The sequence below is a fragment of the Bacillus ndiopicus genome, from assembly GCF_000612805.1.
Classification (GTDB): domain Bacteria; phylum Bacillota; class Bacilli; order Bacillales_A; family Planococcaceae; genus Metasolibacillus; species Metasolibacillus ndiopicus.
The window spans coordinates 425,350-437,837 of the sequence record NZ_HG964404.1 but is presented as its reverse complement, the minus strand read 5'-3'; the positions used below and the strand labels follow the sequence as shown (position 1 = coordinate 437,837).

Sequence of the window (12,488 nt, the reverse complement as noted above, 5' to 3'; positions counted from 1 at the left end):
GCTCATAGATTGTCAATAAAAATCTTTTAAATTAAAAAACCCTTCATGCTATACTAAAATGCGCAACTTAAATAACTGGCACACTATTTTTGAGACACTCAAGACATTATTTAGTATGTATTGATTTAAAAAGTTATACATAAAAAACTACAGCGTGTGATGATGCTTCTGCACAAAATATTAGGAGGGTAATGAATACTCAAAAACTATTGATACTTTGTTTTTATTTTTTAGCTGGTTGCGATTCAAACGCTCCCTGAATCTTATGAGGAAGAACTTGAAGATGTGACTAAATTTACTGAAGAGTAAAATGAGAAAAATACTTATGAAGTACATGGCGAAGTAATCATCATTTAACAAAGCACTTTATCAACAAAATAAAAGGACCCTTATAATAGGAGTCCTTTTAAAATTTAAGTTCTGATAGACAGAATTGGATGGAGCGTTTGACATACACTGAACAAAAGAATAGTAATAGAGCTACAAGAAGGGATAGAGGTATACTGAAAATGACTGGAAGGTCAATGCCATTCCATATGCTCATCTTGATTTGTTCAAGACCAAATGTTCGTAAAATACCAGCTAGTAATGACAATAACGCACTTAAAATCAATCCAGTATAGAGGACAGCTAATACAAGGAGGGTCAACGAGCAAAAAAAGCCTCGAATAATTTTGATGATTGTCATTCTTTTTCTCTCCTTATAATTTGTTGTACTTCCGCATTTTGGTCAATTGAATAACTATCTGTATAATATAGCGTTTTTATTCTACAATTACTTCCTACAATGACAACATCTCCGTCTACTATTTCCGCATTTGTATAGGACAGACGTAAATGCTTCCCTTTTAGGCGACTACAATATAACTTTTTCTTTAATAATGGAAAGATTGAAATCGTATCTTTTTCAATCCATATATCGTCAGCACTCAGGTCTCCAATCTCACTTTTACCAGATAATTTTAAGGTAAAACGTTCAGCAACTATTTCTACTGCTTTTACAATACCAATCACATCCACAGTTTTAGCCTCTAAACTTTGTGTAATAATCAACTTTCCAGAACTATTTATTTTTATTACTTGCCCAGTGGTCATTTTTAAGCTACCAGCACTTTTTATTTCATTGATTTCACCAAAATCTTTTATTGTGCATGACCCTGTACAGTTTAAAGTCTGCGCTACCACACATAAATGAAAAGAACTATGTCCATGGGAAGAGATTTTTTTAACTCGTACTTCTTGATGTAAAGCAACAGATCCGCGGATGTTTAATTGCTCACAGTCTGCTGCTAAGGTTTTAATATTACCATTTGTTAGAGTAACAGTGCGGAGTTTTTGAATCACGAATAATCACCTCTGATTGATTTAATTAATATATATTTCAATTATTAAAATATATATTAATTAAAATATATACAACTACATTTTGTCAAGGGTTAATAATAAGGTCACTATGGGTAGGTAATGCGGAAGAATTCATATGACAATCCGCCAAATGAATCCTTATATTTTTTTCTGGGCAATAAAAAAGGATTTCAATTATATGAAATCCTAAAAAATTTCTTGCATTAACTGATTAACATCACTCAGAATTTTTGCCATATCTGTAAGCTTATCTTGCGAGAACTTCAAAAATAAATTTTGAACCTTTATTTCACCGTTCTTTGTTAGAACCATTTTTACGACACGTCGGTCTTCATTTTCTCTAACACGTTGTACTAGATCTAATTTCTCCAGTTTATCGCACATCGACGTAACAGCGCCAGGCGTCACACTGAAGAAATCAGCAACTTCAGTTGCTTTCATACCATCATTAATTTTTAATTGAAGTAGAAGGATTAGTTGGTTTTGGGATAGCGATTCCCCTTCAGATAGAAGTTCGACAAACATTTTCGATTTTTGCTGTATTTTAAGCATCTCTCTCATAATAATTTCTACATGATGTAATTGATCATCTTTTGACATAATACCCCAACCTGTTAAAATATTTAATAATTAAATTATATAGCAAATATACAATATGAGCTACTATCGATGTTGTTTTAATAAACAAAGTTTTTCTGATAATTTTTTATATAAAGAGAAGAAGGTAAATGGTAAATCAAGTGAAAAGTATTTCTTAAGAAGGGCAGTCCAAAAATCGACTTTTCGGATAGCCCTTCTTTCATACGATTGGAGATTTTATACAAACCGAACACCTTCAGAAATTATCTGAATCGCTTGCCAGTCTTTAATGTGAATCGTGTCGTCCTGTCGTTCAATGATTTGTTGCTCCGTCCATTTTTGCAGCACACGATTCATATGTCGGCTTGTTGTACCGATTAAAGCAGCCACCTCCTGCAAATTTTGCACTTTTAAATAGCCATTTGTAATATTAGGTGATTCAATTGTGCATAAATACGCCGCAAACTTCACAGCCACTGAAGAAAGGGCATTGACACGCGATAAAGTTGTACATGTTTTTAATTTGAATGTAAGCTCTTCAAGCAATAGCTGTGTAAAATCGGTATCGAATTTAAATGTTTGCTCGTAAGCTTGCTTTGTAATAAACAGAAATGTGCAACGAGTTTTCGCAATGCAATGGGATTGAATGACACAATGTTGAAACAGCTCAATATCACCTAAAATCGAAGGTGGTGTGCATTTTCGAAGCAATAATTCCTTCCCATTAATTTCAGGGCTCAGCACATTATAGCTACCTTCCAGTAAAAAATATAGCCCATCAATATCTTCGCCAGCGAGTAAAATCGGTTCCTCTTTTTCAAATGTACGAATCTCCGCCTTCTTTAAATTTTCCGAGAAATAAGCATAATATGTAGAAAATAATTCTAGCAAATTGGGACACCTGTCCTTTATGTTATATTTTTCACCATTATACTAAAGGACAGAGGTGAGGCGAAATGCATTTTGTATTTGATATCGATGGAACAATTTCCTTTGATGGAAAGACGATTAGTGAGGAAATTCAGCAGGCAATTTTGCAGTTAATGGAGGCGGGGCATGATGTTGTTTTTGCTTCGGCACGCCCGATTCGTGATCTTTTGCCGATTTTGCCGGAAGTATTCCACGGCTGTAAATTAATTGGTGGCAATGGGGCGTTGATGAAGGGGCATGATGGGATAGAAGCGATTTACTTTGAACAAACAGTAAGGGAGAAATTGTGTCATATCACTGCACAATTTCAGCTCGCGTATTTAGCGGATAGCGATTGGGATTATGCATATACAGGGGACGAAGCGCATCCTATTTACCATCGCATTCATCATCAAGCAGCGAAAAATATGAAGTTGAATGAACTATCACAAGTGTGTAAGCTTGTATTATTCGATGTGCCAAAGGAAGCACTGGACGAGCTAATGAAACTTCCTGTAACGATTTCACAATACACTTCAGAAAATATCGTTGACATTAGCCCTTTAGGTATCCATAAAGCGCGGGGGTTACAAGCGGATTTTATTGCGTTCGGTAATGATATGAATGACTACACATTATTTGAAGCGGCAAAGTACAGCGTTTGTGTTGGGGATGGGGAGGTAGCCCGATTTGCATCGCTTGTTATCACGGAAAAAGAAGTTGCACATAAAATTCGACAATTTGCTCAAAATGGGGGAATAGACAAATGAAAAAATTACAAAAAGGCGATGAAATACGCGTTATCGCACCTAGTCGCAGTGCGCAAATTTTAGGGGATGAAGGCATCAAAGAAGCAGCACTGGTGTTGGAAAGTATGGGCTTCAAAGTGAGTTTTGGGGAGTATGTACATACATGTGATATGCAAAATTCGTCACCAATTGCAGAACGTGTCGCAGATATTCATGCCGCATTTGCCGATAAAAATGTGAAAGCCATTTTGACGTCAATTGGCGGCTTTAACAGTAACGAGTTACTTCCATATTTAGATTATGATTTAATAGCAGAGAATCCTAAAATATTATGTGGCTATAGCGATATTACAGCGCTGGCGACAGCGATTCACCATAAATGTGGATTTATCACGTACTCAGGCCCACATTTTTCAAGTTTCCGCATGAAAGGTTTGCAAGCATATCAAACGAAGTATTTTGAGCAATGTTTGATGAACGAGGAAGTATATGATATTGTGCCGTCTGAAAAATGGAGCGATGATTTATGGTTTATGGACCAAGATAACAGGCAGTATGAGCCGACAGAATGGAAAGTGTACACAGTAGGCAAGGCACAAGGTAAATTATACGGTGGCAATTTGTGCACATTAAATTTGCTGCAAGGCACACCGTATATGCCTGAATTAAAGGATTGTATTTTATTTGTCGAGGATGACGAAATGACAAATCCAGAAACGTTTGCGCGCGATTTGACTTCACTGCTGCAAGTAGCAAGTGGCGTTAGGGCGTTATTAATTGGACGCTTCCAACGAGTGAGCAAAGTGACAAGTGAGCAGTTGCGTTTTATTTTAGATAAGCATCCGTTATTGCAAGACATACCTGTTATGTATGATGTCGACTTCGGGCATACACAGCCAATTATGACATTGCCAATCGGTGGGGAGATTGCTGTTGATACAGCAAGCAAAAAGATTTCAGTCGTGCAATTTTAACATGTAGCGTGTTCGAAAATGACTTTCGGACACGTTTTTGTGATTATATCAGCGGGTTTCGATGGGATATCGGCGACTTTTGAAATATATCGGCGGGTTTCGATGAAATATCGGCGACTTTAGAAATATATCGGCGACTTTAGAAATATATCGGCGGGTTTCACAAAAATATCAGCGACTTTCAAAACCTCTGTATTGGAAATCATTTTAGTATAACAGCCACAACCTGTGCAATTCCTTCCTATATCCTCTATAATAAAAACAAATGCAGGAAAGAGATGAGAACAAATGAGTCATTTAATTGTATCGAATTTAACAAAAACGGTAGGCGATAAAACGCTATTTAACGATATCGAATTTACTATTTATGAAGGGGAGCGTGCGGGATTAATCGGAATTAACGGCACTGGGAAGTCGACGCTTTTATCCATTTTAGCGAAAACGCAAGAAGCCGATAAAATCGAGCTTGATCACCCGAATAAATATCGCATCGCATATTTGGAGCAGGACCCAGCTTTTAAACAAGGTGAAACTGTACTACAGGCGGTGTTTACGGGGGATTCACCAGTGCTGCAATTAAACCGTACATATGAGGAAACGCTCGCTAAACTAGCGGCTGAACCAGCGAATGAGGCGCTCCAAAATCAATTGTTCCACCTACAGCAGCGCATGGATACGGAAGGGGCATGGGATGTCAATGCATTAGCAAAGCAGGCATTAACGAAGCTTGGTATCGATATGTTTGATCGTGCTGTAACAGAGTTGTCAGGTGGGCAGCAAAAGCGTGTGGCACTTGCTCGCGTGTTAATTGAGCCAGCCGATTTGTATTTATTAGATGAGCCAACGAACCATTTAGATATTGAATCGACAGAATGGCTACAAGAAATGGTAACTCGCTTGAAAGGAGCAGTTATTTTCATTACCCATGACCGCTACTTTTTAGACGAAGTGGCAACGCACATTTATGAGCTAGCAGACCAAACGCTTTATCGTCATACAGGAAACTATGCAGCTTATTTAGAGGCAAAAGCAATACGTGAGGAAATGACAGCAGCGACACAGGCGAAACTGCGCAATCGCTATCGCAATGAGTTGAAATGGATTCGACGTGGTGCAAAAGCGAGAACGACAAAGCAAAAGGCACGTATTCAGCGCTTTGAGGAGTTGGATGAAAAAATTGATCGCACACAGGATGATGCTAATTTAGATTTGGGGCTTGCGACAACACGCTTAGGAAAAAAAGTGCTTGAGGCAGACAAGATTTCAAAGCAGTTTGGAGAGCGTGTGATTTTACAGGATTTTAGCTTTTTAATTCAGCAAGGTGATCGCATTGGTATTATCGGAGCGAATGGTCATGGTAAATCGACATTGCTAAATATTTTGGCAGGTGAGCTTGAGCCAGATAAAGGGGAAGTAGTCGTAGGCTCTACTGTGAAGCGCTTGCATTTCAAACAGGCAATACCGAAAATGAATGAGCATCAGCGAATGATTGAATATGTGCGTGAAGCATCAAACGATATTACCGATGCAGATGGTGTTCGTTATAGCGCGGCACAAATGCTAGAGCGCTTTTTATTCCCATTACATACGCACGGTACGCCAATTGGTAAGCTATCAGGTGGGGAGCGCAAGCGACTGCATTTACTACGCCTTTTAATGGAGCAGCCGAACGTTCTTTTATTGGATGAGCCAACGAACGATTTAGATATTGAAACGCTTGGTGTACTTGAGGACTTTATCGAGCAATTCCCTGGCGTTGTCATGACGATTTCCCATGATCGCTTTTTCTTAGACCGTATCGCCAAAAAGCTATGGATTTTAGATGGTAAAGGGCAAGTTGAGGAAAGCTTAATGCTTTATACAGATTATTTAGCGCACAGTGCACAAAAACAGCAACAGGCGACAAAAGAGGAAAAGCAGGAAAAGCCTAAACAGGAAAAAGTGAAGCAGGAAAAGAAAAAGCTAAGCTTCAAAGAGCAAAAAGAATGGGAAACAATCGCGGCAGATATCGAAAAAGTGGAGCAACAAATTGTGAAGGCTGAAGAGGGCATTGCAACGGCAGGCTCTGATTTTACGAAATTGCAGGAGCTGACGCAAAAGTTAGACGAACTAAATGCAACATATGAGCATTTAATTGAACGCTGGAGCTATTTAGATGAAATTGTGAATGGATAGGAGAAGTGAAAGATGAAAATACTTACAATTGAGCCAACACCAAGTCCGAATTCAATGAAAATTGTTATTGATCAGGAACTGCCATTTGGCAAAAGCTTTAACTATACGAAGGACAATATTGCAGATGCGCCATCCTTTATTCAAGCTATTTTTACTGTTGAAGGTGTGAAGGGCATTTACCATGTGGCAGATTTTTTAGCAGTAGAGCGCAATGCTAAATTTGCATGGGAAAATATTTTATCTAGCATTCGTAACGCGTTAGGAGAAAATGACACGACGAATGCTGTAGAAAATCAAGCTGTCGATCATTTCGGAGAAGTCTATGTGCATGTGCAAATGTTTAAAGGACTGCCATTGCAAGTAAAAGCCTTTGATAGTGAAGGTGAAGTTCGCCTCGCTACAGGAGAAGCTTACGCAGAAGCGTTTCAGGCTATGCAAACAAAAGGTAGCGATGAAAACTATATTTTCCTACGCAAATGGGTAGATTATGGTGTACGCTACGGTGATAAACAAGAGGTCGTAGAAAATGTGCTTCAGGAAGTCTGGGCTACATATCCTACGGAGCGCATTAATGAAATTGTCGAGGCTGCAAACGATAAAGCGAACTATACGCCAGCTCCTCGTGAGAAGGTAACTTTAGTACAATTGCAGCAAACGGAGGATTGGCAGCAACGTTTCCAATTACTTGACCAAATGCCAGACCCAAATGTAGAAGATATCGAAATGTTAAGCTATGCTTTAAAAGATGATCAAATGGCCATCCGACGCTTAGCAACAGTTTATCTTGGCATGATTGAGGATGAAGCTGTTGTCCCTGCACTTGAGCAAGCTTTACAAGATAAAAGTGCAGCGGTGCGCCGTACAGCGGGAGATTGCATGAGTGATTTGGGCTTAGTAGCCTTTGAAGAGGCGATGATTGGAGCGCTACAGGATAAAAACAAACTAGTGCGCTGGCGTGCTGCGATGTTTTTATATGAAACAGGGACTGAAAACGCGTTACAAGCGCTACATCAAGCTGCACAAGACCCAGAGTTTGAAGTAAAGCTACAAGTAAAAATGGCGATTGCCCGCATTGAGCAGGGAGAAGAAGCAAAAGGCTCTGTTTGGAAGCAAATGACAGAGGTTCGTTCAGGGGATTAAGCATACTTATAAAGGGACTGATTGAAAAGGTCATACATTTTCAATCAGTCCTTATTTTTTGTTAAAAAGCTATGCTCTCTTTGTAAGATGAAATTTGATGTATCCAAATTATTTTATTTTAACAATCACTTTTCCTTTTGCTCTGCCTGATTCAGAATAGTCGAAGGCTTGCTGAATATCCTCAAACAATATGACACGATCAATAATTGGTTTGATTTTTTGTGCTTCAATCAATTCTCTAATAGTAGCAAGCTGTGCACCGCTAGGCTTCATAAATAAAAAATTGTATTGGACCTTATACTGCTTTTCTAGCGCAGTTAATTTTCTTGTTGCTAATTTTAAAAGGGAAGATTTCCAAAAGTTTAACCCATACTCTTGAGCAAAACGGTGATTTGGTATGCCTGAGAGAGAAACGATTTTTCCGCCAGGCTTCAGAATTTTAAACGATTTTTTGAGTGATTCGCCACCTAAAGTATCATAGACATAATCATAATTCGTCAGCTTTTCATCAAACTCTTCTGTTCGATAGTCAATGACTAGATCTGCGCCTAACTCTTTAACTAATGCTTCATTTTTAGCACTTGTTGTAGTTGCAACATACGCGCCCATATGCTTTGCTAGTTGGATAGCAAAGGTTCCAACCCCACCTGAACCAGCCTGAATAAGGATTTTGTTATTTAGCTTTAGCTGCATCACATCATGGAAGGCTTGATAAGTAGTCAAGCCAACTAATGGTACAGCCGCAGCTTCCTCAAAGCTTAAATTTTTAGGTTTCATCGCAATATCGTCCTTATGAACAGCGATATACTCTGCAAATGTTCCAATTCTTGATTTTCTTGGTCGCCCATATACTTCATCACCCACTTTAAAATCCGTCACGCATTTTCCTACTTGAACTACAACACCAGAAAAATCATTGCCCAAAATTAATGGCATTTTATAAGTTAGAAGCATTTTTAATTTACCATCTCTAATTTTAAAATCAATCGGATTAATGCTTGCTGCATGAATTTCCACTAATACATCATCGGAAGAGACCTCAGGTATTTCGACTTTTGTTAGTTCAAGCTGTTTTTGACCATAACGATTAATTGTTGCTGCATTCATATATTTTTCCATTTTAAAATCCCTACCATTCGTTCGTTTGTTTAAACCATTAATCATATTATTATGACACAATAATAAAAATGTCAACTAAATAACACCGACATAAAATGAAACTTCAATAAACAGGAGGGAGAAATCTATTGTCCGTTGATGCGGGATAAATGATTGACAATCATAAAGTAGGGTGGTTTAATGGTTTGAAATAATGAACGTTTGAGGTGTGTTATGGATAGTTTACAGCAATTAAAAAAGGATTTTGACGAGGTTAGTGATTTTCTGATCGCGCTTGGTGATGAAAAGCGACAATCCATTATTATTACACTTTTACAGGCTGATAACTGTAAAGGATTACGCGTTATTGATTTAACGGATGCAACACAGCTTTCTAGACCAGCAGTATCACACCACTTAAAAATTTTAAAACAAGTTGGCTTAATTGATATGCGCAGTGAAGGAACAAAAAATTATTATTTCCTATCACATTCGACTACAGAGATTGATAAATTGAAGAAACTGCTCAATCATGTGACGACAATTATTGAAAAGACTGTTAAAACAAAATGAGAAAAATATTAGCCAATATAAAGTGATAAGCATTAGTTTTTTATTCAAAGATGACAAAAGGAGTGTGAGAGAAGCCTCACACTCCTTTTGTGTCTAGACTTTTAGGACTTGTGATTAAATTAATATCTGAAAAATCATAATTTTACAATTTTTGATAAAAAGATGTTATCAGGAATTATTTCATATATAATAATACTCATATTTGTAATAATGAGAAGGTGAATTGGGTGTCTATACGCACGAAAATTTTTATTAGTTTTGCGACCATTATCCTAATGGTGGTAATTGCATCTGGTATAAACTATACACAGCTTCAACGAGTTCAATCGATGTATCAAAGTATGATTGAGGAAGAACAAGCGAATGCATTAACAATTGCGGATATTCGTAACAATATGAGTACGCAAGGAATGCTTATTCGGCAATATGTGATTTCTGGTGATTTAAGCATCTTACCAGAAATAATTGATCAGCGTGAGCAGATGAATAAACTAATTGAATCACTAGAAAATAATAATAGTGATTCATTTGTAAGTGAGGAGCTTGTAGCAATAGATGATTCGATGACGGAATTTAATCTTGCGATGGCTGATGCAATAGCGCAGACGAAGGCAATGAACTACGATCGGGCAAAAGGAATTATTGTCAATAATTTGCGTCCACCAAATCAAAACTTAATTAAAAGTGCGACAAATTTAACAGATTACTACGCAGCAAATTTAGAAAGCATACAGAACAAAGCTAAAAATACAGCAACTACGGCATCTGTACTTAGCATAATAGTTCTTGTTTTAAGTATTGTAATAGCGGTTATTATTAGTATTGTCATGAGCAGAAGCTTTTTAAATCCGATTAAACAATTGCAATCTGCTTTAACTGTTATTGCACAAGGGAATTTACAGCATGACGATGTAAAAGTAAAATCCAGGGATGAATTTCGCGATTTAGCAAATTCGTTTAATACGATGAAAAATGAGCTAAAATCTATTATCGTTTCTGTAACAGAAAATACGGCGAAGCTATCGCTCTCAAGTGAGCAGCTTACGAAAAATACAAATGAGGTAGCATCATCTGTTCAGCAAACATCTGAAGTCGCAGATAAGCTAGCAAAGGGATCTCATAATTCTGCAACTGCCGCAAATGAAAGTGCAAGTGCAATGGATGAGACAGCCGATGCTGTTCAGAAAATTGTTCATTCAACTGTGACATTACATACAAACGCATTGACTACACAAACATTGGCTAATGAAGGAAGCGGCAATATTGAAATAGCAGAGAAGCAAATGCAAGCAATTCAACAATCAACTACATTAACGAGCAACTTAATCAATCAGTTAATTGAGCGCTCAAACGAAATTGACAAAATTACTGCAGCAATTACTGAAATTACAGAACAAACCAACTTATTAGCATTGAACGCAGCAATTGAGGCAGCAAGAGCAGGTGAGCATGGAAAAGGCTTCTCCATTGTAGCTGATGAAGTTCGCCGTTTAGCGGAGCAATCTAAGTATTCAGCAGCAGCGATTGTACAAGTAACAACTGCTATCCGTCAAGATACTGAGCATGTAGCGCAAGCAATAAATGAAAGTGTTCAAAATGCAGTTACGGGTGTAGCCGTTGTACAAACTGCTGGTGACACATTTAATAAAATTCATACAGCGATTGAAGAGATGGCTGAAGAGATTGGCGAAGTATCGTCACTTACAGAGCATATTTCAGCAACTGCTGAAGAGGTCGCAGCATCTGTAGCTCATATCGCATCTGATGCAAATGATGCTGCAAGCTACACGCAAGAAGTGGCTAGTACAATTGAGCAGCAAGTAAATGTTCTGCAAGAATTGAACTCGATTTCTGCACAATTAAAGAATCAATCTTTACATTTACAAAATATTGTAGAAAAATTTGATTGCTAAATATAAAACGAGGGCTGATGGAAAAGCAAGTGTGAACTTGCGTTTTCCATCAGCCCATTGTTTTATGGTGATTCGGATATTTTTTTTCTTTGTTCTATTGTTGCTGGTTGAGGCATAAAAACAGTGTAAATAATGCTACCGAAAATAAGTATAATCCCCAAAATTTGTAGAGTGGTTGGTCTGAATGACAAAATAATAACATCAAGTAAAATAGCTACGACAGGATCAACAAATACGAGCACTGAAACGATAATTGTTGATAAATTACGTATGCTATCAAAAAATAAATAGTAAACAAAGCCTGTATGTACAATACCTGTCCCTAAAATAAATAACCAGTTTGTTGTTGTCAGTCCCTCAAACACCGTAAAATCGCAAAAAGGCATAAGCATAACGATCCCAACTGCGGTTTGAATAAATGTTACAGCATAAGAGGAAAGCCCACTAATATTTTTGCTTGTAAACATCGTTAAGGCATAAAAAATAGCTGACAATAAAGCCCATATAAAGCCAGAATTAAATAGCTGATCAAGTGATTGGAAATGCTCGATTCCAACAATTAATACACTACCAAAAAAGCAAACGGTTGTTGCTAAAATGGCAGGTAAAGTCATTTTTTCAGCGAGTAAAATGGCACCAAGGAACAACACGAAAATAGGAGCTAAATTATAAATAGAAATAGCTACAGAAATTGACATTTCCTCAAATGCCTTAAATAAAAATACCCAGTTTAAAACGAGAAAAACACCACATAATGCAGTGGTAGCTAGCTGCTTTTTATTCCATTGCTCCGTTTTTAAGCCACCAGCAATTAACCATAGACCTCCTAAAAATAATGTTGCAAAAATGCAACGTACAAAGACGAGTTCAACCGCAGGAATGCCAGTATGCTTTGTGAAAAAACCAATTGAGCCGAATATTGCCATCGAAATGGTAAGATTAATCGCGGCGCGTATGTTCATATAATAGAAACTCCTTTCAAGATAGCCCCGACAGATGTCACAGATTTTGAA

At 37.5% G+C, this 12,488-nt stretch carries 11 protein-coding genes and 1 pseudogene; 7 read left to right on the top strand and 5 right to left on the bottom strand.

The features are described from left to right. Window positions 1–684: 684 nt before the first annotated feature. The 3 genes from TY13_RS06970 to TY13_RS06960 form a co-directional block, all read right to left on the bottom strand. The gene (locus TY13_RS06970; RefSeq protein WP_042473511.1) at window positions 685–1,344 is read right to left on the bottom strand and encodes a hypothetical protein; all 660 of its coding nucleotides are present in this window, start codon (window positions 1,342–1,344) and stop codon (window positions 685–687) included. 207 nt (window positions 1,345–1,551) lie between these two features. Next, a complete protein-coding gene (locus tag TY13_RS06965) occupies window positions 1,552–1,965 on the bottom strand; it encodes a MarR family transcriptional regulator (protein ID WP_042473508.1) in 414 nt (137 codons plus the stop codon). 216 nt (window positions 1,966–2,181) lie between these two features. Continuing rightward, entirely contained in the window at window positions 2,182–2,835 is a 654-nt protein-coding gene (locus TY13_RS06960; protein WP_042473505.1) for a Crp/Fnr family transcriptional regulator, read from the bottom strand. A gap of 65 nt (window positions 2,836–2,900) precedes the next feature. Between TY13_RS06960 and TY13_RS06955 the strand changes: the two genes are divergently transcribed. The 4 genes from TY13_RS06955 to TY13_RS06940 all read left to right on the top strand — a co-directional run bounded on the left by TY13_RS06955 (window position 2,901) and on the right by TY13_RS06940 (window position 7,891). Further along, window positions 2,901–3,623: an HAD-IIB family hydrolase gene (locus TY13_RS06955; protein ID WP_042473502.1), complete on the top strand. Its 723-nt coding sequence runs from the start codon at window positions 2,901–2,903 to the stop codon at window positions 3,621–3,623. After that, a complete protein-coding gene (locus TY13_RS06950; RefSeq protein ID WP_042473500.1) occupies window positions 3,620–4,576 on the top strand; it encodes a S66 family peptidase in 957 nt (318 codons plus the stop codon). The genes TY13_RS06955 and TY13_RS06950 overlap by 4 nt, the downstream gene beginning before the upstream one ends. A 288-nt stretch (window positions 4,577–4,864) precedes the next feature. After that, window positions 4,865–6,751, top strand: coding sequence for an ABC-F family ATP-binding cassette domain-containing protein (locus TY13_RS06945; protein WP_042473497.1), 1,887 nt, complete (start codon window positions 4,865–4,867; stop codon window positions 6,749–6,751). 12 nt (window positions 6,752–6,763) lie between these two features. Next, window positions 6,764–7,891: a conserved virulence factor C family protein gene (locus tag TY13_RS06940; RefSeq protein ID WP_042473495.1), complete on the top strand. Its 1,128-nt coding sequence runs from the start codon at window positions 6,764–6,766 to the stop codon at window positions 7,889–7,891. A gap of 108 nt (window positions 7,892–7,999) precedes the next feature. Here TY13_RS06940 and TY13_RS06935 read toward each other — a convergent pair whose 3' ends face one another. Next, complete coding sequence (locus TY13_RS06935; protein WP_042474244.1) at window positions 8,000–8,998, bottom strand: NADP-dependent oxidoreductase; 999 nt, start codon at window positions 8,996–8,998, stop codon at window positions 8,000–8,002. A 225-nt stretch (window positions 8,999–9,223) separates the two neighbouring features. On the opposite strand from TY13_RS06935, the gene TY13_RS06930 reads away from it, so the two are divergent. From TY13_RS06930 to TY13_RS21265, 3 genes and pseudogenes are all read left to right on the top strand, one after another. Continuing rightward, entirely contained in the window at window positions 9,224–9,562 is a 339-nt protein-coding gene (locus TY13_RS06930; RefSeq protein WP_042473493.1) for an ArsR/SmtB family transcription factor, read from the top strand. 218 nt (window positions 9,563–9,780) lie between these two features. Beyond that, window positions 9,781–10,533, top strand: a pseudogene (locus TY13_RS21270) (MCP four helix bundle domain-containing protein); the annotation flags it as partial. Continuing rightward, window positions 10,528–11,475, top strand: a complete 948-nt coding sequence (locus TY13_RS21265; protein WP_407637714.1) for a methyl-accepting chemotaxis protein — start codon at window positions 10,528–10,530, stop codon at window positions 11,473–11,475. The pseudogene TY13_RS21270 and the gene TY13_RS21265, both read left to right, overlap by 6 nt. Window positions 11,476–11,537: 62 nt before the next feature. Here TY13_RS21265 and TY13_RS06920 read toward each other — a convergent pair whose 3' ends face one another. Continuing rightward, window positions 11,538–12,437 carry a DMT family transporter gene (locus TY13_RS06920; protein ID WP_042473487.1) on the bottom strand — a complete coding sequence of 300 codons (900 nt, stop codon included), beginning with the start codon at window positions 12,435–12,437 and terminating at the stop codon, window positions 11,538–11,540. Between the last annotated feature and the right edge of the window lie 51 nt (window positions 12,438–12,488).

Excerpts from the sequence above, each read along its gene's own strand:
- TY13_RS21265 (WP_407637714.1), top strand. The coding sequence starts at position 10,528 with ATGAAAAATGAGCTAAAATCTATTATCGTTTCTGTAACAGAAAATACG.
- TY13_RS06930 (WP_042473493.1), top strand. The coding sequence starts at position 9,224 with ATGGATAGTTTACAGCAATTAAAAAAGGATTTTGACGAGGTTAGTGAT.
- TY13_RS06955 (WP_042473502.1), top strand. The coding sequence starts at position 2,901 with ATGCATTTTGTATTTGATATCGATGGAACAATTTCCTTTGATGGAAAG.
- TY13_RS06935 (WP_042474244.1), bottom strand. The coding sequence starts at position 8,998 with ATGAATGCAGCAACAATTAATCGTTATGGTCAAAAACAGCTTGAACTA.
- TY13_RS06965 (WP_042473508.1), bottom strand. The coding sequence starts at position 1,965 with ATGTCAAAAGATGATCAATTACATCATGTAGAAATTATTATGAGAGAG.
- TY13_RS06940 (WP_042473495.1), top strand. The coding sequence starts at position 6,764 with ATGAAAATACTTACAATTGAGCCAACACCAAGTCCGAATTCAATGAAA.
- TY13_RS06945 (WP_042473497.1), top strand. The coding sequence starts at position 4,865 with ATGAGTCATTTAATTGTATCGAATTTAACAAAAACGGTAGGCGATAAA.
- TY13_RS06920 (WP_042473487.1), bottom strand. The coding sequence starts at position 12,437 with ATGAACATACGCGCCGCGATTAATCTTACCATTTCGATGGCAATATTC.
- TY13_RS06950 (WP_042473500.1), top strand. The coding sequence starts at position 3,620 with ATGAAAAAATTACAAAAAGGCGATGAAATACGCGTTATCGCACCTAGT.